This is a genomic window from Bacillus cereus group sp. BfR-BA-01309 (assembly GCF_022664315.1).
GTDB lineage: Bacteria > Bacillota > Bacilli > Bacillales > Bacillaceae_G > Bacillus_A > Bacillus_A mobilis.
On sequence record NZ_JAKUHE010000004.1, the window covers coordinates 79,203 to 100,591 of the forward strand.

Sequence of the window (21,389 nt, forward strand, 5' to 3'; positions counted from 1 at the left end):
TGGTCTGACCACGAACACTACTACTATAATAATCGAAGTGTAGGGAAATTGTCCATTATATTTTCACAACCACATTTTCTTCCCCGACAATTTCACGAAGTGCTCCTAAACATTCTTCACTTGGATGAATCGATAAACTTCGTGATAATTGTACCATTTTATGTTCCTTTTCATAATAAATTAGTACTTTCGCAAAACCCGAATAGTCAAACAATATTTTAGTAACCTGATTTAACAACTTTTTCTCATACTGAGACGGCAATTTCACGTAAACAGATGCGTCTTTCTTTTCTTCATACACATCCATTTCTTCTAACGGATATAGCCCGTTTACAATCCATTGCAACTTATGATTTCTAAGTTCAATCATGCCGTCAACTAATACAATTGCACCTTCTTGTAACTTATCTGAGAAATGTATATACGTTTCAGGGAAAAGAACTGCTTCCATTTCATCATTTTGATCACAAAATGTAATAAACGCCATCTTTTGCAACTTTTTCGTACGAATTACTCTCACGCTGGTTATATACACGATTGCTCTTTGTACTTTTTTCTTATGCCGCATCGCCTGAGCGAGAGATGGAATTTCTAATTCTTTCGCTAACTTTACATACTGCGCTGTCGGATAGCTTGATAAATAAAAGCCTAATGCTTCCTTTTCTTTATTTAACTGTTCAATAAAAGAGAGCTCTTCTCCTTGTACGTATTTCGATTTCGGAACAGCATCTCCTAAATCACGTGCAAGATTTGCGTACTCTAACGCTCCTTTAAGGCTTTTCCATAAATTTGTTCTCGAAACACCAAAATCGTCAAAACATCCAGACCAGACAAACGCCTCTAAATTTCGCTCTGTTACAAACTTTGATGGCATGCGAAGACAAAATTCAAATAAATCTTCAAATATTTTTTTCTCTCGTTCTTCAAGTAATGCTGTCACTGTAGCCATTCCGATGTTTCGAATGGAAAGCAAGCTGTAACGTATCGCATTGCCTTCTATTTGGAAATTGTAACCACTCCTCTGAAGAGATGGCGGTAAAACGTGAAAACCTTTTCGCTTCGTTTCTCGTATATACTGCACAATCTTATCTTCATTTCCAATTGCACTTGATAATAGTGCTGTCATAAATTCCAGCGTATAATTCGCTTTTAAGTAGGCAAGCTGATATCCAATCATACTGTAGGCAACTGCGTGACTTCGGTTAAAACCGTAATTCGCAAATCTTACAATTAAATCGTAAATTTTCTCTGCAGATGTCTCGTCATAACCATTTTGTAAACACCCTTGCACAAAATGCTTACGTTCCTGATCTAAAATATCACGATTTTTTTTACTCACTGCACGGCGTAATAAATCTGCTTCTCCGAGCGAAAATCCTGCTAATTTCGACGCAATTTGCATAATTTGTTCTTGGTATACAATTACACCGTACGTTCTTTCTAAAATCGGCTTTAAGTCCGGATGTAAATATTCAATTTTTCTTTTTCCATGCTTTGATTCAATAAAGGTCGGAATTTGTTCCATTGGTCCTGGTCTATATAACGAGTTAACAGCGACAATATCTTCAAATTCATTCGGTTTTAACCCACGAAGTACATTTCGCATACCACCTGATTCAAGCTGGAATACACCTGTTGTATCCCCTCTACCTAACAATTGGAACGTCTTTTCATCTTGAAGTGGTAAATTTCTTATATCAATTTGTGTCCCCGTTTTTTTCACGATAAACTTTATAATATTTTCAAGTAACGTTAAATTACGTAATCCTAAAAAGTCCATCTTTAACAAACCAAGTTCTTCTAATGCATCAGCTGGATATTGCGTCACATACACATCGTTATGCCCTTCTTGAATTGCAACGCTTCCTGTTAACGGCTCTTGGCTCATAATAACGCCAGCTGCATGAATAGACGTATGACGTGGTAAGCCTTCTACACGTTTTGCAATTTCAAACACACGCTCATGAAGAAGATTCCCTTGTATGAACTCACGGAGTGATTGCGACTCCTCATATGCATCTTTTAACGTTATACCAAGCTTTGATGGGATAAGTTTTGAGAATATGTCAATATCTCGCGGCGGAAGCCCCATTACACGCGCAATATCTCTAATTGCCGCTTTTGCTGCAAGTGTCCCAAACGTTACGATTTGTGCAACACGAAGCTGACCATATTTATCTTTCACATATCGAATCATCTCATCACGTCTTATATCTGGGAAATCGATATCAATATCTGGAAGTGTCACACGTTCGGGGTTTAAAAATCTTTCAAATAATAGATCATATTCAATCGGATCAATATCTGTAATTTCTAATACGTAAGAAACGAGTGAGCCAGCTGCCGATCCACGTCCTGGTCCTGTTAAAATATGATTCTCATGCGCATACTTCATAAAATCCCATACAATGAGGAAATAATCGCTAAACCCCATACTAGAAATAACGTTTAATTCATGATTTAAACGCTGGATATGTACTTCTTTCGGCGTACCATAACGTTTCTGCAATCCTTCTTCACAAACACGGCGTAAATACATATCATTCGTCTCGTTAGCTGGAACAGGAAATTTCGGTAATTGATTTACATGAAACGGTATTTCTACTCTGCAACGTTCTGCAATTTCTACTGTATTGTAAATCGCCTCTTCTACGTGAGAAAATAGTGCTTCCATTTCATCTGATGATTTTAAATAATATTGATCTGTTTTCAGCCTCGGTCTATCTGGATCCGTCATTTTCGATCCACTTTCAACAGATAATAAGCACTCATGAACAAGTGCGTCACTTTGATTGATGTAGCGTACATCGTTTGTTGCAACGACTGGAACATTTATCCTACTCATAAATGCAGGTAATTTCTCTTGCAAAAGCAGTTCATCTTGAATCGCATGATGCTGCAAACTCATATAAAAATTGCTGAACATACTTTGGTACATGCGAGCTACTTCTTCAGCTTCACTCTCTTTGTCTTCTAATAATAATTGTTCAATTTCTCCATCTTTACCTGGCGAAATAGCAATTAATCCTTTCGCATAATGGGCAAGCCACTTTTTCGGAATACCTTCTTTTGACTTCGTCATAATGCTACTAGAAATCTTTAATAAATTTTGATAGCCTATTTCATTTTCAGCAAGTAAAACAAGCGGATAAGACTTTTCATCTTCTTCACTAAAAATAGAAGCTGTTAAGCCGATAATAGGCTGTATACCATGTTTCTTACATGCTTTATAAAACGGAATAACGCCATACATAACATTTTCATCCGTAATAGCGAGTGATGAAAAACCAAGTTCTTTCGCCCTGACTACAAGCTCATCAATTTTACAAGCACTTTTTAATAAACTAAAAACGGTTTGACATTGTAAATGCACAAACTTCACTGTTGTACCCTCTCTTTACCAATTTGACTACTTTTATTATAGGTGATGAGGAAAGCGGAAATCAAAACATACTTCTTATACTTTGTCCATATATATGAAGAAGAAAGGGGAATGACGATGGATGTAAGAGAACACACTTTTTTCTCTCTGCTTATTATTAGTTATTTTATTGCCTTTGGGGTTATACTCGGTGGTTCATTAATTGGCGGATTTGGTGCATTTCTTATCGGAAAACCAACTCTAACCTACATTAATCAATTCGCCCAAAATTTAAGGATTTGGGCACTCGTTGCAGCAATTGGCGGAACATTTGATACTTTTTATAGCTTTGAAAGAAGTTTCTTTGGCGGAGATATGAAAGATATCGTAAAACAAATTCTCCTTATTTTTTTCGCAACGGGTGGTATGCAAACAGGTCTTACTATTATTAAATGGCTAACGCAGGAACATGTATGAGAGTACCAAGTGCCAATACAGCAAAAAAATGGTATTTAGTTTTAGCTGGTGCTGCTGTTGGAGGCGTATTGAGCTGGTTTATTTTTTTGTACATATACGGTGTTTTTCAAGAAGAACAAGCTAGTAAAATAGCAGAGCAACGAGAAATTATAGAAAAACAAGAAGCAAAGCTCCACGTCCTTCTCGAAGATCAAGAAAAATTGAATACAGAAAATAAACGACTCTTAACTATTCAAGAGATTAAAATAAAAATAATCAATCGAGAAAAATACGATTTAGACAATCTTACACTCGAAAATATGACCACTTCTATTCATAATGACCTCCAGCACCTTTTAACGAAAAACATACAAAGTATCGCAAAAAATAAAGACCTGCTCAAAAAAGCAATCGAAAATAAAACGTATAAACATTACGATCGTCTATACCGATTTAAAGTCGATACAATATCTTTTGATACCGTGCTTGAAATTAGCATTGCTATAGAAAAAGAAAAATAAAACCCCTCCACCTTATCGACACATATAACTCGATAAATGGAGGGGCTTTTTATTTTATTCTCGTCATGAGGGTTCCACTAGATATTGCATTTCCCCCCTACGTTCTCTTTATATTTCTGGGTTTACTAATAGGTCATTAGACGCTTATTTCAACCTATTCAGAACGATTCAAATATATATCAAACCTTGCCCCTACTCCTGCTTCACTCTCAACCTCTATCTTCCCATTATGATTGTGTATAATCTCTCTACATAAAGCCATACCCAATCCCGTTCCCTCCTCTTTCGTTGTGAAGAAAGGGGTGTACAAATTTGTTAAAACTGCGTCATCCATTCCTTTTCCATTATCATTTATACTAATCTTGATATATTCATTTTTTTGAATTACCTTGATACAAATATACCCTTCATTCTTATTGGGACTATCTTCAATCGCTTCAACACTATTTTTTAGTAAATTGAGGAATACTTGCTTTATCTCTTGAGAATCCATCTGCGTAGCACAATTTGGTTCCACTTGTTCAAGATTTATAGAGATTTGAATATTTCTTAATAAAGCTTCACTTTGTATTAGTGCATCAATTTCTGCAAAGAACTGTTTTAAGTACACTTTCTTCTTTGAGGATTCATTGAATTTTGCAGCGGTTAAAAAATTTTCAATAATATGATTCGCACGATTCACTTCAGAAATAACCATCTCCGCATAATCCTTTTTGTCGATCCTCTCCAAATCTTTATGTAATAATTGCATAAAACCTTTTATAATCGTTAAAGGATTTCTTACTTCATGAGCTATTCCAGCAGCAAACCTGCCTACTAAACATAATCTTTCTTGATGAAAAATAATATTTTTCAAATGAGCGATTTGCTCTTCAGCTTCTTCATATTTTTTTTGCATGCTTTCTACTTGGGGAGATATGTGGTCTGGAAATGATGATGTTTTATCCTTAAATGAAGTAGTTTTGTTCAGAGTATTATTTTTCCTTCGGAATCGATGTCTAAAATTATGATGCATATACATTCCCCCATCAAATTAATAGTTCAAAGTGAGTGTTGATTTGTATTTGTTAGCTTCTTCCCCATTAAAACATAAAAAAAGACGATTTTGGGAGTTTTTTATTATTCCATCAAATTAATCTCATAAATAACAAAAAATCCCTATTTATTGATATTTAAATTTAAAAACAAAAAAAGAAGGGCTTAAACGCCCTCCTTCTTTTTTCGTTCAATATACAATTTTTTATCTACACAACTCACATAAATCAGCAAAAAGACGATCCGCTTCTTCCCAAGAAGATGCTTTTGCACCAGAAGCCATCGGATGCCCTCCGCCATTATATTGCATTGCTAATTTATTTATCACTGGTCCTTTTGAGCGAAGACGAACACGAATCACATCATCTTCCTCTAAAAATAGAACCCACGACTTTAATCCATCAATATTACCAAGTGCTCCAACAACGCCAGATGCCTCAGAAGGAAGTACATCAAACTTTTCTAATACTTCTTTCGTTAATTTAATGTAAGCTGCTCCTTCTTCTACCATCGTAAAGTTTTGTAAAATATAGCCGTTCAAACGAGCAATCTTTTCTTTCGTCTTATACATTTCATTGTATAAATCTGTGAATTTCACATCCATATCAACAAGTTCACTTACATAACGAAGTGTTTTCGCTGTTGTATTCGGGAATAAGAAACGACCTGTATCCCCAACAATACCCGCTAAAATAAGACGAGCTGCTTCTTTTGTTATCTGTAATCCTTTATCTTTTCCATAACTATAAAACTCATAAATCATTTCACTTGTAGAACTTGCTGTCGTATCTACCCACGTAATATCTCCGTACGGATCTTCATTCGGATGATGGTCAATTTTAATTAACATCTTCCCTTTTGCATAGCGTTGATCGTCAACACGTTCTTGGTTCGCAGTATCACATACGATAACAAGTGCATTTTCATATACACTATCTTCAATATCATCCATTACTCGTAAGTATGCTAGTGACGGCTCATTATACCCAACCGTATAAATATTTTTCTCTGGAAACGATTCTTGTAGAATGGTACCAAGACCACCCTGTGAACCTAACGCATCTGGATCTGGACGTACATGACGATGAATAATAATTGTATCAAACTCTTTAATTGCTCCTAAAATTTGCTCATGCATATGTATAATCTCCTTTTTACTCAACTTCTTCACTTTATCTTCCATTATAACGGAAAGTATTTCATACATGCGAACAATTGCTTTATAATAAAAGTTAGAAAGTTTAGATATTTCTTTTTTCTCCACTATTATTTTTCATAAAGCGATGGGAGTGTGCATTATGCCAGTATTAGTCTTCTGTATTATCGTCTCATTTATGTTGTACCTCTTCTACAAAACAAAATACTTTCGTACAAACCGCCCAATGGAGAAAGGTTGGCTCTCAGGAAAATCCGCAATGGCACTCGGTTCATTCGTCTTATTCTTCGGGATAAACCAATTCTTTTTAGAACTTTCAACCGCTCGTATTATCGTTGGTGTTTTATTTGTTCTATTTGGTAGTGCAAGTGTATTTAATGGATTTCGCCAATACAAACATTTCTTACCATTAGCCGTTGAAGAAGCTGAATCTGTCTGAAGCAACGTAAAAAAAGCATCAATATTGTGATGCTTTTTTACGTCCCCTAACTTTTAAAATCATATATGCGACAAACGCAGATGGTATATTAAAGGGATTTCCTTGTACGTGAAAATGTAATTGTTCTTCCTCAAAAGACATTTTTTCATACAGTTCTCGCTGAGATAATCCTGTTCGTTTCTTTTTTTCATGTAAACCTTGTAAGTATAAATATTGAAACGGTATCATCACAAGAAAGTAAAATAGTGCGATTCCACCAAAAAAGAGCACTGCTGATGACATAATGCATACCACCTTCTCAAAATCCATTTTATTACAATATAATTATAACATAGTATAAAACCTAATTGAATTAATATTCTGTTTTTTAGTTATACAATTGTCTCACCACATAATTCCTCTTCAGCGTACTGAACATATCGCCTAATAAAAGCACCAGGATCTTTTCTAATAGGCTCGATATCAAGCCTTAACGGAATCTTTCCCGCCATATAAAAAATTCTTGAGGCAGTCCCAAGTCGAATGGCTGCTTCCGAAATATTTTCCCCATATCCCATCATGAAATTCCCCCATATGTCTTCTAACTGTCCCGAAGCAATTAAATGTAATCTCGGAACACCAATATCAAACTCTTTATACCCAAATCCACATTCATCAAAATCAAGTAAATACCAATCCTCTTTGTCTACAAGAACATTACCAAAGTGCATATCACCATGAACAAATTGTTTTTCTCCTAGTTGAGTTGAATTTGTGAGCTCTTGTATTCTTTCTGCAATTTTCATGCATTTATGCTTATCAGCATGCGATAGAAATGAAGCATTTAGTAATCGCTGTAAAGGCTCGTGGATTAGCTTTTGCTCACTATATATTGGCCTTTCGTAACCTCTCCAAGTTTGCGGCACTCTTTTGAGCACTTCATTTGTTTTTTCATGAAACATTCGCATTAGTGACCCAAGTTTTTCATAGTCCTTATCCCTTGGTTCTAAAATTTCACTTCCGTTTATAAACCTAAAGACAACAAAATACCGAATACTTCCCTCATCTTTCATAACAGATGTGATCCAATCACCATTTTTATTTGCAACTACTTCTGGTACTAACATTTGTTTTTGCATCGCTATTAACCAATGTATTTCAGCCTCTATTTGCTCGGCTATATAACGTCCTTCTCTATACTGCCTAACTACAAATTTATTTTTGCCCGATTCGAATATATATGTTTGATTTTCTCCCCCATGCAACAATGAAACTTTCGTAAGACTATTTAAATTATATTGCTTACATAACTGCTCTTTAGTGTGAAAATCCATTCTTTTCCCCCTAGTTCATATAGTGAAGAATCATTTCCCTATCCAACTCCACGATTGTTATCTTTTAACGATTAGTAGCGTAATCGACTAACAACCAATTTTCTATCCACATTGATACATATCCTTCTATTTTTTCACTTCTTTATCCGAACTCTTACGTAGCTTAAGTATTAACTTCAAAACCAAATAAAGTTAAAGAAAAAACCTAATGGATTAAACGAAATTTCCCATCCACCATAATAAATGAAATTTTCTGCTGGTATACCAAAGTAAAGAAAATCACTCTTATTTTCTCCAGTTGTAAGGATAGAGGAACAAATAATAGCGAAAACCAAACTCACTACATACAATTTCTTTTTATTTGAATCCATTCTTCTATGTGTTAACACATGAAAAGTTATTGCAAATACTACCCCTAAAACAAGAACTATTACTCCCATTCGACACCTCAACAATTATTGTTCAAGCATCTTCAAGTGATTGCGTGCCCCTACTTATAAATATGAAACAGAACGTGATAGATTCAGTTGCTGACTACATTTAAAAACTCCCTACTATAGCGTTCTTAAAAAAAAATGGAACAAACCAAAGCGGCTTGCTCCATCTTTTTATTTATCGATCAACTGCACCATAAGTAATGCTTTCCCGACAACATTGCCTTCATGATGTACTTCTACATCCACCTTACCAAATTTACGTCCAATTTCTAATACTTTCGGATGAACCGATACAACATTGTCAATTTGAACTGGTTTTACGAAATAAATTGTTAAGTTCTCAACAATTAAATCACTTTTCTTTTGCGCACGAATAACGCGATTCGTTGCTTCCGTCACAATCGTTGCGAATACACCGTAAGATAACGTTCCGATTGAATTGGTCATTTGCGGCGTCACTGAAAATTGATATAGATGTTCATTTTTTGCTTCTTTTGGTGTCATGAATTGATTCGTTACAATATCATCGATTGTTTCCCCAACTTGTGGTTGACGCTGAATCATTTGCAACGCCTGAAGTACATCTTGACGGCTAATAATACCTTGCAGTTTATTTCCTTCATCAACAACAGGCAGTAACTCAATACCTTCCCACACCATCATACGTGCCGCAGCCGCGACAGACATTTTTCCATTTACCGTAATTGGATGTTTTGTCATCACTTTATCAATTGGTGTTTCTTTCGCTACACCGATCATATCTTTTGAAGTTACAATACCTAATACCTTTTTGTTTTCATCAACAATTGGATATCTTCCGTGCATCGTCTCTTCGTTATACGCATGCCATTGCTGTACTGTATCATTCGGCTTTAAATATAACGTCTCTTCAATTGGCGTTAAAATATCTTCAACGAGTACTATTTCTTTCTTAATAAGCTGATCGTAAATCGCACGGTTAATTAACGTCGCAACTGTAAATGTATCGTAACTACTTGAAATAATCGGCAGTTTTAATTCATCTGCTAATTTCTTCACATGATCTTCCGTATCAAATCCACCCGTAATCAATACCGCAGCTCCGGCTTCTAGCGCTAATTGATGTGCGTTCGTACGGTTACCGATAATAAGTAAGTTTCCAGCTTCTGTATAGCGCATCATCGCTTCTAATTTCATTGCCCCGATTACGAATTTATTTAACGTTTTATGTAGTCCTTCTCTGCCCCCAAGTACTTGACCATCGACAATGTTAACGACTTCTGCATATGTCAGTTTTTCAATATTCTCTTTCTTCTTTTGTTCAATTCGAATTGTTCCGACACGTTCAATTGTACTAACATATCCTTTATTTTCTGCATCTTTAATTGCCCGGTAAGCTGTCCCTTCACTTACACTCAAATCTTTCGCAATTTGCCTTACAGAAATTTTATGCCCTACTGGCAGGCCATTAATATGTTCTAAAATTTGGTTATGCTTGGTAGCCAAATGGTTTCACCATACTTTCTTTTCCCTAAATTCTTCATGTGTTGTATTTTTAGTATACTATATTTTCAAAACTGTTACACTCTCTCTTTGTATGTCTGTACTATTTTTTTTATAACAAAATACGCCTTACATTATACTACTTCTTCTATTACAACAATGTAATGGTATTGTCATCTCGTTCGATAGTTTGTCCAGCCGCTTCAATATACAATGAAGACAAGAAATGAAACAAAGGAGCGGATACATGATGAAAAAATTATTAGAAGTTGTAGGTGCTGTATTTTTAGCTTTCGTAGACGGGAAAAAAGTTGCAATGGAATTGAATGAAACTCCTGAACAACCACTTCCAAAAAGAAAAGAATCACCAAAACAAGTACAAACTTTAAAAGCTGTCCTACACACGTAAAAAACCCTTCACTTGTCTTTTCAAATGAAGGGTTTCTTTTCTATAGTGTAATACTTTCTCCAGCCTCTAATACTTTCCCTGTACAATTTTGTAGCTTTTCTACAAATTGATGTGGATCTTGTTCAATTACTGGGAACGTATTGTAATGCATCGGTACAACAGTTTTCGCCTGAACCCATTTTGCTGCTAAAACAGCATCTTCTGGTCCCATTGTGAAATTATCACCAATTGGTAAAAATGCTAGATCAATGTTGTTCAGTTCCCCAATTAATTTCATATCAGAGAATAGAGCGGTATCTCCTGCATGGTACACAGTTTTCTCTTCTGCTGTAAATAAAATTCCTGCTGGCATACCTGTATATGTAATCGTCTTATTTTCTTCATCAATATAACTAGAACCGTGGAATGCTTGTGTAAACTTCACTTTTCCGAAGTCAAATTCATGCGAACCACCAATATGCATCGGATGTGTATTCACACCTTGCCAACTTAAAAAGGTCGCTAGTTCAAATGGTGCCACAACAACTGCATTATTTTTCTTCGCAAGCTCTACTGTATCTCCAACATGATCACCATGTCCATGCGATAAAAGAATCGCATCTACTTTAACATCTTCAGCCTTTAAATCTGTTGTAGGATTTCCAGTTAAAAATGGGTCAATTAAAATCACTTTTCCATTCGTTTCAATCTTTACAACTGAATGCCCGTGATAAGATACTTTCATTACTACATTCCTCCCCTATTCACATTCTCACTTTTTATTCTACATGATTTTTAAATTCCCTGTCTTTTCTAACATCTATTTACTTGTCATAACGCTTTCCTCCGATGTAAAGTTATATTTGTAATTAAATATCTCGGGGGTGCCAATCGATGAATGCTAGATTAGAAAATTTAATGCAATGGCTAAAAGAAAAAAACGTAGAAGCTGCGTTCTTAACTTCTACACCAAACGTTTTCTACATGACAAACTTCCACTGTGAACCACACGAAAGACTTCTTGGTATGTTTGTATTCCAAGAAAAAGAGCCTATTTTAATTTGTCCTAAAATGGAAGAAGGTCAAGCGCGTAACGCTGGCTGGGCACATGAAATTATCGGATTTACTGATACTGACAGACCATGGGATATGATTGCAAAAGCAATTAAAGACCGCGGCATCAATGCAAACGCAGTTGCAATTGAAAAAGAACATTTAAACGTAGAACGTTACGAAGAATTAACAAAACTATTCCCAAATGCAGCTTTCAAATCAGCTGAAGAAAAAGTTCGCGAACTTCGTTTAATTAAAGATGAAAAAGAACTTTCTATTTTACGTGAAGCAGCTAAAATGGCGGACTACGCTGTTGAAGTTGGTGTAAATGCAATTAAAGAAGATCGTAGCGAGCTAGAAGTACTAGCAATTATTGAACACGAATTAAAAACAAAGGGCATACATAAAATGTCATTTGATACGATGGTATTAGCAGGTGCAAACTCTGCTCTTCCACACGGTATTCCAGGTGCAAACAAAATGAAACGCGGCGATTTCGTACTATTTGATTTAGGCGTAATCATTGAAGGTTATTGCTCTGATATTACACGTACAGTAGCATTCGGTGAACTTTCAGAAGAACAAACTCGCATTTATAACACTGTACTTGCTGGACAACTACAAGCAGTTGAAGCATGTAAACCAGGTGTTACACTTGGCGCAATCGACAACGCTGCTCGTTCTGTGATCGCAGATGCAGGTTACGGCGACTTCTTCCCGCACCGCCTTGGTCACGGACTTGGAATTAGCGTACACGAATATCCAGATGTGAAAGCTGGTAACGAGTCTCCATTAAAAGAAGGTATGGTCTTCACAATCGAGCCAGGTATTTACGTACCAAACGTAGGTGGCGTTCGTATTGAAGATGATATTTATATCACAAAAGACGGATCAGAAATTTTAACGAAGTTCCCGAAAGAATTACAATTTGTGAAATAAGAAAAAAGGCAGCGTGATTGCTGCCTTTTTCTGTTTCTCTAATATTTCAAACTTCTCTACAATCATTTTTGCTGGATAGCTTTCAAGCGTTTGAGAAGTCCATACTTTTATTTTATCCCCTGTTTTTAACTGTTTATATGCACCTTTATCTTTAAAGCTCAAAACTATATGTGATGGATACTCTTTATTCATTTGTTGTTCTATATAATTTTGTAACTCTATTTTTGTTTCATACGTTTTATCATTGACGAAAAATACCGTGTCATTTCTTACTATGACATACCCTTCTTCAGGTACTTTTTTTACCTCTACTTGTTTTGTAGTGCACGCTGATAATATGATTAGAAATAAACTTAAAAACATTATTTTTTTCATATGCCTATTCATTTTTAACTCCTTACTCTAGGCTATTTCAAATTTAACACCATCTTCTCCTCATACTTATCATCCCATTTAATCACAACCTCTATCGGTTCATCTTTGGATAGGGGCGCACAACTGACACAAGAAGACTTCATTTCAACCTTTGCTCCTTTATGAACTTCTGACGTTTGTGTCATTGTGCTAAAGGCTCCATTAATAGCAATCTCTAAATTCTTAAATTCTGTATTCCCATCTCCGCCCTTATACTGAAACGTAAACACTCCATCTTCACTGTCGTCCTTAATATGGCCCTTATATTGTCCCGTCCAACTTTTGCTCTCGCTAGAAAAAGTAACATACCAAATTGAACAACTCCCTAAAAAGAAAATAGTAATAAAAAAGAATAATGCTCTCTTCATAATACCCCTCCATTCAAAAGCATTTATTTATTGTCTATTTCTTCCTCTTATTATATTATAAAAATACAGAATTTTCTAAAACAGGAGGTTTATATGTTACAACAACAGTTAGAAGAAATTCGTAATAATAATTACATAATGGATAACACAATTAACATTGATGCTTTAAGTTCAAATATGCTTAAACATATCGGTGTTACTGATAGCTATTTAAGAGACAAACTCATCTACTCTACTTTTTATCATCTCATCAAAAAGGACTACATTTCACACACACAATTACAGAAACTATTATTAGAAAGCATTAGTGAAAAATATTTATTGTATAGCATTCATTCGGATGACGAAGATGCTGTATTTACCCGCGCATTTACGACATTATTACTTGCGCTCATTATTGATGCTGATACAAAATATAATTTCTTATCACAGAATGATATTTTAATTGTAAAAGATCAATTGATTCTATATATGAACAATGAACATGATTTCCGTGGATATGTTCAAGACCACGGCTGGGCACATAGTATCGCTCATGCTTCTGATACATTTGAGGCGCTCGTTCGTAGTCCTAAGCTGGAAACTTTATATTACGAAGAAATATTACAAACTTTATTAAACAAAGTTTGTGTCCATTCTATTTACTACAAATATGAAGAAGACGAGCGCCTCGTTTATCCGATTGTCTCAATGCTACAAAATGGTTTAAAGGAAGAGGCTCTCATATTAGCCCTTCATGATTTAGTAGCTCAATTACCCGCCCAAAAACAAACATTACATATTAAATCGTATGAGTACTTATACGGAAATATAAAATCTTTCTTACGTGGCTTATTTTTTAGACTACGTACACTGTCTATATGTAAAGAAACCGAATGCGAAATTGAAAAATTGCTACAAGAGCTTCCAAAATATTATTAAAAAAAGAAGGCCACTTAAAAAGTGCCTTCTTCTATTTCACTAATATTTAATTGAAATTTCACGATCCAAACTGAGAAAAGGTGGACAAGAAGCGCAAACGCCATACATGCTCCACTTAAAAAAGTTAGTATAGGATGCGAATACACGTGCCCTAATCCATAAGATATAGCCACGAAAAACATTGTTATGTAAATATAAATTGCTCCATGTATTTGCCTCATATGAACCTCCTTTTCCCATATTATAACATAAATTTTCTGATTATTCACATTAATCGTTTGTGATTAATATTTCTCAACTGTTACACCTCTAACAGCCGCCTTAATATATGGTGCTCCTTGTAAACTTTGTAAATCCTCTGTTTTGCCTGTTACAACTACACCGTATATTGGTAAGTCTTTTGGTTTGGTGTTTTTTATTTCTTTATAATATTGTTCAAAATAATCACTTGGTATACCTTCACTATTTTTTGCTAAATACTTCATTTGGTATAGAAACTCTTTTGAGTTTATTGTTAAATCGTTTTTCACATCTTCTTTTACTTTTGCATAACTTCCTTCAAATCCAAAAACATTTTTAGCCATTTCCGCATTTAATATTGCGCCATTTTTAGGATCTTTTAACCCTACATAAGAATCACTTTTCTGTTCATTATATGTATCTACCCAAAACCAAACTGGCTGTACACTTTTCGGAAGCATCTCAGTAATTTGTTCAGCTGTATACGATTTATCAAAAGATAAGGCTACTTCTGCAACTTTATTTTGCAAATCCCCAATATTTTTCAAGTCATCTACATAATTTTTATAAGTAACGAAAGGTAAATAAAACCTCATTTCCCTTTGCATTGTTTGCACATTATAATCTGGTATCGTAACAGCCTCTTCACCTCTTTTTTCCTCATCTAAACTAACAAGCTCACCATTGTAGTGTTTCATACTATAATCCCATATACCAGATTCGTATATATCATTTACCCATTTCACTGGTTGACCGGCTATATTTTTATAAGAGTTATATATTACTGTACTTCCTGTCATACCAAGGCTTAAATACATGCTTCCGCTGAAACGGATATTAGGCCCTTGAACCCTATGTAGTGCATTCATTTCTCTTTCCATTTTTCTAAACGTTTGCTGAGAAAAGTAAGCTGCTCCCAAAAACAAACTTACTATAACAATAATGGACGCACAAATAGAAATAAGCCAATTTCTCCAAAGTTGCTTCCGCTTCGCTCTCTTCATCAAAACTTTCATCTGCTTATCATCCATATTCAAATCAAAGTCCTTCCGACTCATCGTTTCTCCTCCTATACAATTTTTTAAATTGATTTCTTGCACGGTACAAACTTGTTTTCACTGTTTCTTCTTTCATACTTAATAAAATGGCAATTTCCTTATAAGATAGTTCATATTCATATTTCAACAGTAAAATATGACGATAATCCTCCGTCATCGTCTCCAATGTTTCTTGTACCTCACCTTGTAATTCACTTGTTAAAAGCACTTCATCTAACGACTTTTGACCAATAAGAACGACAGATTCAATCGCAATGGGATTTAGTCTTTTTTCTTTCCTGTGTAAATCTCGGTGCTGATTTATCGCAACTCTAAAGAGCCACGGTGTTAAATGCTCTAACGGTATTTCCTCCATAAGTAATAAAGCTTTGTACAACGTATCTTGCACAATATCCTCTGCTTCTTTTCTATCTGCTCCAATCTTAATTAAATATCCAAACACAGCTTTTGACTTCTCTATTAATAATGTTTCAAACGTATCATAGCTCATCCTGCTCTCCTTTCTATATACTCAACGTTTGAGAGCGTAAAATGTATACAGCTTTTCTATAATTTTTTTCAAAATAAAAAAGCACATCTATTTTGATGCGCTTCTCTCCAACATACTATTCTATTATTTCATCGCTTCCTTCACAACATCTTGAATCATAACGACTTCTGTTTTCATATCAACAGAGGGTGCTTCTTCATCAATACACTCATACCAAAATTCCAAATGCTTTTTATCAACTTCATGATGAGAATTTTCGACAAGAGCCCCGCCTTCTCCTTGCACAGAATACCAATATAAGTACTCTTCTCCATCTCTTATTTCCCGGAAAATTGTCTCAACGTACATCTTTTCGTCGTTTAGTGTCAAAAGCACTTCTTTCATATTGTCATTAAGAAGCTGCATCCATTCATCTACACGATGACTTTTACCTTGCTTCACTTTAAATCTCGTTAACTCCACATTCATTTTTATTCCCCCGTTTTCTTCCGTACAAACAATCTATATTCTATTGGATTATGAAAGCTTAATTTACGAGCTAATTTTTGCGAAGGAATATTATCTACATAACAATCCCAGCACGGTGTAATATCATTTTGCATGCAATGTTCAATGAACCGCGTTGCAACAGCTTGAGCTAATCCTTTCCCTTGATATGCTTTATGCGTTGCAATATCAATTTCAGCAAAACTATTCCCTCTAAATATTGAGACGCATTCAGCTATAATCATCCCATCTTGTTCTATACAAAATCCAAAACCACCGTTCAAAAACATTTCTTTTGATCCCCAATATTCTTTGTAGTACTCCTCTGTAAATTCACTGCTTCGTTCTATATCACTTTTATCAATACGCTTCACTTCATATGTATTTTTGTTTGCATCTCGTTTTCTCTCTTCAGAAATGTCTCTTTGGAATTTCATTCGCGGCATATTCCGAAGTACATTACTAAAACGCCCTTCAATCATTATTTCCCACTCTTCAATTGAAGTGAAGAGTGTAAATCTCTTCTCTGTTTTTTCAATAGCCACTTTTAAATACATAAATAAATCTTCGTTATAATTTTGATCATCCGTATCACCAAATAAATAATAGATACCGTTAGCTGTACGAATTAATCCTGCTGTTAACTTCTCGTTGGCAAAAATCTCACCATCTATCACTTGGTCACATACCGCATAAGCAAACGTCGTCGTTCTTGTATTACTTTCTAAAATCGGAATGATTTTTCTATACTCGGCTACAGATAATTTTTTCATAATTGCTCCACTTTAATCGTATCAGCTTCTATATTTTCAAAACAAAGATTTACTGTTCTCTTTAATGCTCTCGTTCTATGAATCGTGCATGCTGGAATTAAGATCGAATCATTCGGCTTTAAAACCGCTGTTTCTCCATCTTCAAAATCGATAAGTAGTTCTCCCTCTAATACAATAAATAATTCATCCGAATTAGAATGATAGTGCCAATCATATTCACCAGTAAATACAGCGATTCGTAAGCAATGATTATTTATATTTGAAACGACGAAGTTTTTATGTTGATCTTTAATATCTTGTGTTAACTCTAATAGATTTACTGTTTCCATAGTTCTTCCCATCCAATCCCCCTCTTTTGACTTATTTTTTCATTCAATTCCAAATTATCACAAAAAACAACATCATAACAAGCTATATTTCACGTAAAGTTTTGTTTACTTTTTGTAAAGTTTTATTTACTTATTACCTAAAAATGGATATAATAAATGTAACAATTTTACAAAAAGGAGACTTTGTATATTTGATTAAAAATAAGGTGAAACAATTCCGCGTCGTTAGAGACATCACCCAAGAACAATTAGCTTCCTCTGTTCAAATCACTAGACAATCCCTCATCGCTATCGAAAAAAACAAATACAACCCAAGTTTAGAATTAGCATTGAAATTATGTGAGTTTTTCAACTGTAAAGTAGAAGATTTATTTCAATTAGATAAAACTGGGGAGGAAAAAGAATGAAAAATACTTTTAATCAAGAGTTCATTTCGCATCTTACCATTTTATTGTTAGGTTCAACTTTTCTTTATTTCAATAGTAATGATGAAGAAAAGATTAGTTCTGTTCTTCTATTCACTGGCGTATACATACTCTTAGCCTTGATACTATTCGTAGTGAAACGAATATTCTTTAAGAAAAAAAAGAGCGCTCCCGAGAAGTATCCATTACCTGAAATGGATGAAAGAATCGAGAAGATGAGTTTAAAACTTATGGCGCAAATTTTCGGCCTCTCTCATTTAATCGGTTCTGCGATACTATTTATTTTATATATCACTGACAAAAATTCGATGATACGAGTTGAGTATGCCTTGTATTACTTATTCGGCATTCTTTTCTTTACAATGATGTTCGGATTGAAAATTGTAAAGAAACTAGACAATTAACTCAAATAAAAAGCCCCTCCTTACAAAAGGAGGGGCTTACATGTATTTCTATTATGATAAAGCAGGAGCTTTTTCAAGAAGCTCTTTCGCATCAGCGTATTGTAAGCCGTGTGCTTCTGCAACTGCTTCGAATGTTACATATCCGTCTAATGTGTTAATACCTTTTAGTAATGCAGTGTTACCTAAGCAAGCATCTTTGTAGCCTTTGTTCGCAATTTGTACTGCATATGGTACTGTTACGTTTGTTAATGCAAGAGTTGATGTACGTGGAACCGCACCTGGCATATTAGCAACTGCATAATGAACAACACCATGTTTTTCGTAAGTTGGGTTGTCGTGAGTTGTAATACGGTCAGTTGTTTCGAAAATACCACCTTGGTCAATCGCGATATCTACAACGACAGAACCTGGTTCCATTGATTGAATCATTTCTTCTGTTACAAGTTTTGGCGCTTTTGCACCTGGAATTAATACCGCACCAATCACAAGGTCAGATTCTTTTACAGCTTCTGCAATGTTGTATGGGTTAGACATTAACGTTTTTACTTGGTTACCGAAAATGTCATCTAGTTGACGAAGACGTTCTGCACTTAAGTCGATGATTGTTACATCTGCACCTAAACCTACTGCAATCTTCGCTGCGTTTGTACCAGCTTGACCACCGCCGATAATTGTTACTTTGCCGCGTTTTACCCCTGGAACGCCTGCAAGTAAAATACCTTTACCACCTTTGTTTTTCTCAAGGAATTGTGCACCGATTTGTGCAGACATACGACCAGCTACTTCACTCATAGGTGCAAGTAATGGTAAAGAACGATTGTCTAATTGCACTGTTTCGTATGCAATTGATACCACTTTGTTATCAATTAATGCTTTCGTTAATTCTGGTTCTGGAGCTAAGTGTAAGTATGTGAATAAAATTAAACCTTCGTGGAAATAACCATATTCACTTGCAACTGGCTCTTTTACCTTCATAACCATATCCTGATTCCATGCTTCTTCAGCAGTTTCAACAAGTTTCGCACCAGCTTGTACGTATTCTTCATCTGTAAAGCCTGATCCTATACCTGCTCCTTTTTGAACAAAAACTTCATGACCATTGTGTACTAAATGTACTGCTCCCGCTGGCGTCATTGCCACGCGGTTTTCATTGTTTTTAATTTCTGTTGGAATACCGATACGCATTATTAGTTCCCCCTTGAGTTATGAAATGACCCCTGAATCATTTTTTAAAGCGCTTTCTACGCTCTTATATTTTAACATAATATCTCAATATTTGACAAAAAATAATACAAGTTTTCCGATAGATTTAATTTTATATTAAAGGACAGTATTATCTGCGCTTCTCAGCGTACAAGATAAACTGTCCAATTATTCGAAACCTCACTTTATTTCGCTCTATCGATGTCTATGAATAACATCTACTGCACCAGTTACTTCAATAATTGTACCGGTAATCATATCGGAATCGTCCTCACATAAAAACGAAATCGTTCTTGCGATATCTTCACCTGTTCCAGATCTACCGATTGGTGTGTTATGTTCTTTCAACTGACGCGCTTCTTGAATTGTCGCTTCTTTCATTTCACCAATAATATCACCAGGACATACCATATTTGCAGTGATACCATATTCTGCTTCTTCGTAAGCAACTGTTTTCGTTAATGAAACAAGTCCTACTTTCGCTGCCGCAAAAGCTGAACGATAAATCCATCCCGGTGCGCTATCTGCTCCTTGGAATCCGTAATTAATAATACGGCCAAAGTTTTGTTTTCTCATAACAGGAATGACAAGTTTCAACAAATGAAACACCGCTGTTAAATTACCCTGAATCATTTCATTCCATTCGTCTTCTTCATAATCAACTAACTTTTTTCGTTCAAATATATATGGACCAGCATTATTAATTAAAAAGTCAATTTTGCCAAAACGGCTTATCGCTTCTTCTACTATTTTATGTAAATCTTCTTTTTTCGTGACATCCGCTTGCACGAATTGTAGACGCTCTTCCATATTTTTATATGTTTCTTTCATCGTTTCCATAGCCGCTATATCGCTATGATATGTTACTGTTACTGAATATCCTTTAGCCAATAGCTTTTCTGTTACTTGCTTTCCTAAACCTTTCGTACCGGCTGTAATGAGCGCGTGTCTCACAAACATGCCTCCTTTTAAATTGCTATACTTCATATGTAACAAGTTCTCGCACCAATTACAACTAAAATGAATTAAAACAAAGTTTTCAAAATTCTGTAACGTTTCCGACAAGCACATTACCAAAATTTGTTTTATAATAAAGTTGTAAACGGTAATAAAAATGATTGGGAGGAATTTACTATGAATAATACATATACAAATATTTTAATCGCGGTGGACGGTTCTAAAGAAGCAGAAAAAGCCTTTAAAAAAGCAATTCAAGTCGCTAAACGAAACAATGCAACATTAACAATTGCTCATATCGTTGATGTAAAAGCATACTCAGCAGTAGAAGCTTATAGCCGTGCAATTGCTGAACGTGCAAATCTATTTGCAGAAGATTTATTAGAAGACTACAAAAAAACTGCACTTGAAGCTGGCCTTGAAAAAATTGAAACTGTATTAGAATTCGGTAATCCTAAATCTAAAATTTCAAAAGAAATCGCTCCAAACAATAAAGTGGATTTAATTATGTGTGGTGCAACTGGTTTAAATGCTGTTGAGCGTTTCCTAATTGGTAGCGTCTCTGAACATATTATTCGCTATGCGAAATGCGATGTCCTTGTTGTTCGTGGTGATGAGGAGCAAGGTGATCTTTAATTTATAAATAAAACACCAAGTCCACATGTTTTACTGAAGGATAAGGGAAATGAAGCTTGAGGCTCGAATGAACGATAAATACATGTTGTTAAACAATGATAAGAA

26 protein-coding genes and 1 pseudogene are annotated in these 21,389 nt (G+C 35.0%); 9 read left to right on the forward strand and 18 right to left on the reverse strand.

Going from position 1 to position 21,389, the window contains the following annotated elements; genetic code table 11:
• Nucleotides 1–55 precede the first annotated feature (55 nt).
• Nucleotides 56–3,382, reverse strand: coding sequence for a DNA polymerase III subunit alpha (gene dnaE, locus MR115_RS09435; protein WP_097865047.1), 3,327 nt, complete (start codon nucleotides 3,380–3,382; stop codon nucleotides 56–58).
• 42 nt (nucleotides 3,383–3,424) lie between these two features.
• Between dnaE and ytrH the strand changes: the two genes are divergently transcribed.
• Nucleotides 3,425–3,838 (forward strand): sporulation membrane protein YtrH, encoded by a 414-nt coding sequence (gene ytrH, locus MR115_RS09440; RefSeq protein ID WP_073516695.1) that lies wholly within the window; start codon nucleotides 3,425–3,427, stop codon nucleotides 3,836–3,838.
• Nucleotides 3,835–4,338 carry a sporulation membrane protein YtrI gene (gene ytrI / locus MR115_RS09445; protein ID WP_088028354.1) on the forward strand — a complete coding sequence of 168 codons (504 nt, stop codon included), beginning with the start codon at nucleotides 3,835–3,837 and terminating at the stop codon, nucleotides 4,336–4,338. The genes ytrH and ytrI overlap by 4 nt, the downstream gene beginning before the upstream one ends.
• 154 nt (nucleotides 4,339–4,492) lie before the next feature.
• Here ytrI and MR115_RS09450 read toward each other — a convergent pair whose 3' ends face one another.
• Nucleotides 4,493–5,353 (reverse strand): two-component system sensor histidine kinase NtrB, encoded by an 861-nt coding sequence (locus MR115_RS09450; RefSeq protein WP_170956881.1) that lies wholly within the window; start codon nucleotides 5,351–5,353, stop codon nucleotides 4,493–4,495.
• 225 nt (nucleotides 5,354–5,578) lie between these two features.
• Entirely contained in the window at nucleotides 5,579–6,511 is a 933-nt protein-coding gene (locus tag MR115_RS09455) for a DHH family phosphoesterase (RefSeq protein WP_218011656.1), read from the reverse strand.
• A gap of 160 nt (nucleotides 6,512–6,671) precedes the next feature.
• On the opposite strand from MR115_RS09455, the gene MR115_RS09460 reads away from it, so the two are divergent.
• Entirely contained in the window at nucleotides 6,672–6,968 is a 297-nt protein-coding gene (locus tag MR115_RS09460; RefSeq protein WP_001144772.1) for a YtpI family protein, read from the forward strand.
• 18 nt (nucleotides 6,969–6,986) lie between these two features.
• On the opposite strand, the gene MR115_RS09465 is transcribed toward MR115_RS09460, so the two are convergent.
• The 4 genes and pseudogenes from MR115_RS09465 to MR115_RS09480 all read right to left on the reverse strand — a co-directional run bounded on the left by MR115_RS09465 (nucleotide 6,987) and on the right by MR115_RS09480 (nucleotide 10,203).
• Nucleotides 6,987–7,250, reverse strand: a complete 264-nt coding sequence (locus MR115_RS09465) for a DUF3949 domain-containing protein (protein ID WP_141438530.1) — start codon at nucleotides 7,248–7,250, stop codon at nucleotides 6,987–6,989.
• An 89-nt stretch (nucleotides 7,251–7,339) separates the two neighbouring features.
• A complete protein-coding gene (locus tag MR115_RS09470) occupies nucleotides 7,340–8,281 on the reverse strand; it encodes a phosphotransferase enzyme family protein (protein WP_097818361.1) in 942 nt (313 codons plus the stop codon).
• Between the two features lie 126 nt (nucleotides 8,282–8,407).
• A pseudogene (locus MR115_RS09475) lies at nucleotides 8,408–8,721 on the reverse strand (hypothetical protein).
• 168 nt (nucleotides 8,722–8,889) lie between these two features.
• Nucleotides 8,890–10,203, reverse strand: a complete 1,314-nt coding sequence (locus MR115_RS09480; RefSeq protein ID WP_000201565.1) for a CBS domain-containing protein — start codon at nucleotides 10,201–10,203, stop codon at nucleotides 8,890–8,892.
• Nucleotides 10,204–10,447: 244 nt separating this feature from the next.
• On the opposite strand from MR115_RS09480, the gene MR115_RS09485 reads away from it, so the two are divergent.
• Nucleotides 10,448–10,609 (forward strand): hypothetical protein, encoded by a 162-nt coding sequence (locus MR115_RS09485; protein WP_000976299.1) that lies wholly within the window; start codon nucleotides 10,448–10,450, stop codon nucleotides 10,607–10,609.
• Between the two features lie 40 nt (nucleotides 10,610–10,649).
• Here MR115_RS09485 and MR115_RS09490 read toward each other — a convergent pair whose 3' ends face one another.
• On the reverse strand, nucleotides 10,650–11,333 hold the full coding sequence (locus MR115_RS09490; RefSeq protein ID WP_097818362.1) for a metal-dependent hydrolase: 684 nt from the start codon (nucleotides 11,331–11,333) through the stop codon (nucleotides 10,650–10,652).
• Nucleotides 11,334–11,482: 149 nt separating this feature from the next.
• On the opposite strand from MR115_RS09490, the gene pepQ reads away from it, so the two are divergent.
• A complete protein-coding gene (gene pepQ, locus MR115_RS09495; RefSeq protein ID WP_061677028.1) occupies nucleotides 11,483–12,580 on the forward strand; it encodes a Xaa-Pro dipeptidase in 1,098 nt (365 codons plus the stop codon).
• Here pepQ and MR115_RS09500 read toward each other — a convergent pair.
• Nucleotides 12,563–12,967 (reverse strand): DUF3221 domain-containing protein, encoded by a 405-nt coding sequence (locus MR115_RS09500; RefSeq protein ID WP_097865051.1) that lies wholly within the window; start codon nucleotides 12,965–12,967, stop codon nucleotides 12,563–12,565. The two genes, pepQ and MR115_RS09500, sit on opposite strands and share 18 nt — an antisense overlap.
• Before the next feature lie 20 nt (nucleotides 12,968–12,987).
• Entirely contained in the window at nucleotides 12,988–13,362 is a 375-nt protein-coding gene (locus MR115_RS09505) for a hypothetical protein (protein WP_141438531.1), read from the reverse strand.
• A gap of 93 nt (nucleotides 13,363–13,455) precedes the next feature.
• On the opposite strand from MR115_RS09505, the gene MR115_RS09510 reads away from it, so the two are divergent.
• Nucleotides 13,456–14,283, forward strand: coding sequence for a DUF2785 domain-containing protein (locus MR115_RS09510; RefSeq protein ID WP_097865053.1), 828 nt, complete (start codon nucleotides 13,456–13,458; stop codon nucleotides 14,281–14,283).
• Nucleotides 14,284–14,297: 14 nt separating this feature from the next.
• Here the strand turns inward: MR115_RS09510 and MR115_RS09515 are convergent, their stop codons facing one another.
• The 6 genes from MR115_RS09515 to MR115_RS09540 form a co-directional block, all read right to left on the reverse strand.
• A complete protein-coding gene (locus MR115_RS09515; protein WP_001248905.1) occupies nucleotides 14,298–14,504 on the reverse strand; it encodes a hypothetical protein in 207 nt (68 codons plus the stop codon).
• Nucleotides 14,505–14,567: 63 nt separating this feature from the next.
• A complete protein-coding gene (locus tag MR115_RS09520; RefSeq protein ID WP_097865054.1) occupies nucleotides 14,568–15,581 on the reverse strand; it encodes an anti sigma factor C-terminal domain-containing protein in 1,014 nt (337 codons plus the stop codon).
• Complete coding sequence (locus tag MR115_RS09525) at nucleotides 15,562–16,071, reverse strand: RNA polymerase sigma factor (RefSeq protein WP_097865055.1); 510 nt, start codon at nucleotides 16,069–16,071, stop codon at nucleotides 15,562–15,564. Before MR115_RS09525 ends, MR115_RS09520 begins: the two co-directional genes overlap by 20 nt.
• A 123-nt stretch (nucleotides 16,072–16,194) precedes the next feature.
• Nucleotides 16,195–16,539: a DUF6176 family protein gene (locus MR115_RS09530; RefSeq protein ID WP_071724280.1), complete on the reverse strand. Its 345-nt coding sequence runs from the start codon at nucleotides 16,537–16,539 to the stop codon at nucleotides 16,195–16,197.
• 2 nt (nucleotides 16,540–16,541) lie between these two features.
• On the reverse strand, nucleotides 16,542–17,330 hold the full coding sequence (locus tag MR115_RS09535; protein ID WP_097865056.1) for a GNAT family N-acetyltransferase: 789 nt from the start codon (nucleotides 17,328–17,330) through the stop codon (nucleotides 16,542–16,544).
• The gene (locus tag MR115_RS09540; RefSeq protein WP_097865078.1) at nucleotides 17,327–17,659 is read right to left on the reverse strand and encodes a cupin domain-containing protein; all 333 of its coding nucleotides are present in this window, start codon (nucleotides 17,657–17,659) and stop codon (nucleotides 17,327–17,329) included. Before MR115_RS09540 ends, MR115_RS09535 begins: the two co-directional genes overlap by 4 nt.
• 143 nt (nucleotides 17,660–17,802) lie before the next feature.
• Here MR115_RS09540 and MR115_RS09545 point away from each other — a divergent pair, with 143 nt between their 5' ends.
• Both MR115_RS09545 and MR115_RS09550 read left to right on the forward strand, forming a co-directional pair.
• Nucleotides 17,803–18,066 (forward strand): helix-turn-helix transcriptional regulator, encoded by a 264-nt coding sequence (locus MR115_RS09545; protein ID WP_141438532.1) that lies wholly within the window; start codon nucleotides 17,803–17,805, stop codon nucleotides 18,064–18,066.
• On the forward strand, nucleotides 18,063–18,488 hold the full coding sequence (locus tag MR115_RS09550; RefSeq protein ID WP_097865058.1) for a hypothetical protein: 426 nt from the start codon (nucleotides 18,063–18,065) through the stop codon (nucleotides 18,486–18,488). The genes MR115_RS09545 and MR115_RS09550 overlap by 4 nt, the downstream gene beginning before the upstream one ends.
• Nucleotides 18,489–18,539: 51 nt before the next feature.
• On the opposite strand, the gene ald is transcribed toward MR115_RS09550, so the two are convergent.
• Together ald and MR115_RS09560 are read right to left on the reverse strand one after the other, a co-directional pair.
• Complete coding sequence (gene ald, locus MR115_RS09555; protein ID WP_061677019.1) at nucleotides 18,540–19,673, reverse strand: alanine dehydrogenase; 1,134 nt, start codon at nucleotides 19,671–19,673, stop codon at nucleotides 18,540–18,542.
• Nucleotides 19,674–19,886: 213 nt separating this feature from the next.
• Nucleotides 19,887–20,678, reverse strand: coding sequence for an SDR family oxidoreductase (locus tag MR115_RS09560; protein WP_097865079.1), 792 nt, complete (start codon nucleotides 20,676–20,678; stop codon nucleotides 19,887–19,889).
• A 147-nt stretch (nucleotides 20,679–20,825) separates the two neighbouring features.
• Here MR115_RS09560 and MR115_RS09565 point away from each other — a divergent pair, with 147 nt between their 5' ends.
• Nucleotides 20,826–21,284 (forward strand): universal stress protein, encoded by a 459-nt coding sequence (locus tag MR115_RS09565; protein ID WP_001066674.1) that lies wholly within the window; start codon nucleotides 20,826–20,828, stop codon nucleotides 21,282–21,284.
• Nucleotides 21,285–21,389: the final 105 nt, after the last annotated feature.

Bases quoted from the DNA above. Each gene is read 5' to 3' on its own strand.
- ytrI (WP_088028354.1), top strand. From the start codon at position 3,835: ATGAGAGTACCAAGTGCCAATACAGCAAAAAAATGGTATTTAGTTTTA.
- MR115_RS09450 (WP_170956881.1), bottom strand. From the start codon at position 5,353: ATGCATCATAATTTTAGACATCGATTCCGAAGGAAAAATAATACTCTG.
- MR115_RS09455 (WP_218011656.1), bottom strand. From the start codon at position 6,511: ATGCATGAGCAAATTTTAGGAGCAATTAAAGAGTTTGATACAATTATT.
- MR115_RS09460 (WP_001144772.1), top strand. From the start codon at position 6,672: ATGCCAGTATTAGTCTTCTGTATTATCGTCTCATTTATGTTGTACCTC.
- MR115_RS09465 (WP_141438530.1), bottom strand. From the start codon at position 7,250: ATGTCATCAGCAGTGCTCTTTTTTGGTGGAATCGCACTATTTTACTTT.
- MR115_RS09470 (WP_097818361.1), bottom strand. From the start codon at position 8,281: ATGGATTTTCACACTAAAGAGCAGTTATGTAAGCAATATAATTTAAAT.
- MR115_RS09485 (WP_000976299.1), top strand. From the start codon at position 10,448: ATGATGAAAAAATTATTAGAAGTTGTAGGTGCTGTATTTTTAGCTTTC.
- MR115_RS09490 (WP_097818362.1), bottom strand. From the start codon at position 11,333: ATGAAAGTATCTTATCACGGGCATTCAGTTGTAAAGATTGAAACGAAT.
- pepQ (WP_061677028.1), top strand. From the start codon at position 11,483: ATGAATGCTAGATTAGAAAATTTAATGCAATGGCTAAAAGAAAAAAAC.
- MR115_RS09500 (WP_097865051.1), bottom strand. From the start codon at position 12,967: ATGAATAGGCATATGAAAAAAATAATGTTTTTAAGTTTATTTCTAATC.
- MR115_RS09505 (WP_141438531.1), bottom strand. From the start codon at position 13,362: ATGAAGAGAGCATTATTCTTTTTTATTACTATTTTCTTTTTAGGGAGT.
- MR115_RS09510 (WP_097865053.1), top strand. From the start codon at position 13,456: ATGTTACAACAACAGTTAGAAGAAATTCGTAATAATAATTACATAATG.
- MR115_RS09515 (WP_001248905.1), bottom strand. From the start codon at position 14,504: ATGAGGCAAATACATGGAGCAATTTATATTTACATAACAATGTTTTTC.
- MR115_RS09520 (WP_097865054.1), bottom strand. From the start codon at position 15,581: ATGAGTCGGAAGGACTTTGATTTGAATATGGATGATAAGCAGATGAAA.
- MR115_RS09525 (WP_097865055.1), bottom strand. From the start codon at position 16,071: ATGAGCTATGATACGTTTGAAACATTATTAATAGAGAAGTCAAAAGCT.
- MR115_RS09530 (WP_071724280.1), bottom strand. From the start codon at position 16,539: ATGAATGTGGAGTTAACGAGATTTAAAGTGAAGCAAGGTAAAAGTCAT.
- MR115_RS09535 (WP_097865056.1), bottom strand. From the start codon at position 17,330: ATGAAAAAATTATCTGTAGCCGAGTATAGAAAAATCATTCCGATTTTA.
- MR115_RS09540 (WP_097865078.1), bottom strand. From the start codon at position 17,659: ATGGAAACAGTAAATCTATTAGAGTTAACACAAGATATTAAAGATCAA.
- MR115_RS09545 (WP_141438532.1), top strand. From the start codon at position 17,803: ATGGATATAATAAATGTAACAATTTTACAAAAAGGAGACTTTGTATAT.
- MR115_RS09550 (WP_097865058.1), top strand. From the start codon at position 18,063: ATGAAAAATACTTTTAATCAAGAGTTCATTTCGCATCTTACCATTTTA.
- ald (WP_061677019.1), bottom strand. From the start codon at position 19,673: ATGCGTATCGGTATTCCAACAGAAATTAAAAACAATGAAAACCGCGTG.
- MR115_RS09560 (WP_097865079.1), bottom strand. From the start codon at position 20,678: ATGAAGTATAGCAATTTAAAAGGAGGCATGTTTGTGAGACACGCGCTC.
- MR115_RS09565 (WP_001066674.1), top strand. From the start codon at position 20,826: ATGAATAATACATATACAAATATTTTAATCGCGGTGGACGGTTCTAAA.